Here is a 1,154-nt window from a genome sequence, read left to right as displayed (position 1 = left end):
AGCGACTATCTGGGGTGTCAAGTTGCATTTGCGAACTCTTTGCGCGCATCGCGTGCTTTTGCATTGAGAATGACGAGCAGCTTTCTGGCGAGTGCGATGCGAATGACCATCTTTTCCTTTCCGGCAGCTTGCAACCGTTGATGGAAGGCGCCGAAGTGAGGATCGTAGCGGGCAACGCCACGGGCAATGAGGAAGAGGATGGAGCGCGGTCCTGCTCGTCCGCCTCGCACCGGCCGTCGGCCACTGCGCTTGCCGCTGTCGTTGGCGATCGGCGCCAGGCCGGCCAGCTTGGCGATGGCCTTGTTGGAGAGGACGCCGATCTCAGGCAGTTCCGCCATCAGCCGCGCCACGGTGCGGGAGGCGACGCCCTTGAGCGAGCGGAAGGCCTGATCGAGGCATGCCCACAGGGGATCGTCATCGATCAGCGAGGCGATCTCGCCCTCAAGCCGGCGGCTCTGACGCTTGAACACAACGATGACCTCATCGAGGCTGGCAATGGTCTCGGCATCGGCGGCAGCGCTCCTGCGCTGCTTCTGGACTGTGAGATCGCCGGTCACCTGGGAGAGTCGGGCAACCAGCGCCTTGAGCCGCTGCTGGGCCGCGCTCGGCGGCTGTGTCGGCTGCAGCCGCTTGACCTCGCCATAGCGAGCGATGACCGCGGCGTCGATCCTGTCGGTCTTCTCCAGGAAGCCCATCGCCTCGGCGAAGCGGCGGACGCTCCTCGCATTGACCATGCCGCAAGCCACACCCAACTCCCACAGCAACAGGAAGGGCAAGCGCTCATAGCCGCCACTGGCCTCCATGACGACGAGCTCGACGCCATTGGCCTGACACCAGGCGGCGAGCTCGGCTATGCCTGCCGCATCATTGCGGAAGCGGCCCGCCGCTCCGCCCGGCACGACATGGGTATCGAGCCAATCTTTCGAAACATCCACTCCACAGATAGTCTTGTTCACGGTAACCTGCCTTGTGCGTGCGATTGGAGCCAAGCGACTATTCGGTCGTGCGTGACGAAGGCGAAGATCCCAAGCTCATCCACGGTTGTAACCGGAGGGGTAACGGGCGACTTCGCCAAGCCTCGAACCGGATGGCCATCTGGTTCGAGGCTCAGTCGCTTACATCGCACAAAAAACCTTCCGTGCAGATACAAGGGG

1 protein-coding gene is annotated in these 1,154 nt (G+C 63.0%); it reads right to left on the bottom strand.

Features of this window, described 5'->3' with window-relative positions:
- Positions 1-17: 17 nt before the first annotated feature.
- A complete protein-coding gene (locus tag AC0L16_RS33440) occupies positions 18-956 on the bottom strand; it encodes an IS110 family RNA-guided transposase (protein WP_473625790.1) in 939 nt (312 codons plus the stop codon).
- Positions 957-1,154: the final 198 nt, after the last annotated feature.

The sequence above is a fragment of the Mesorhizobium sp. WSM4848 genome (assembly GCF_055811375.1).
This window is presented reverse-complemented; position numbering and strand designations above follow the sequence as displayed.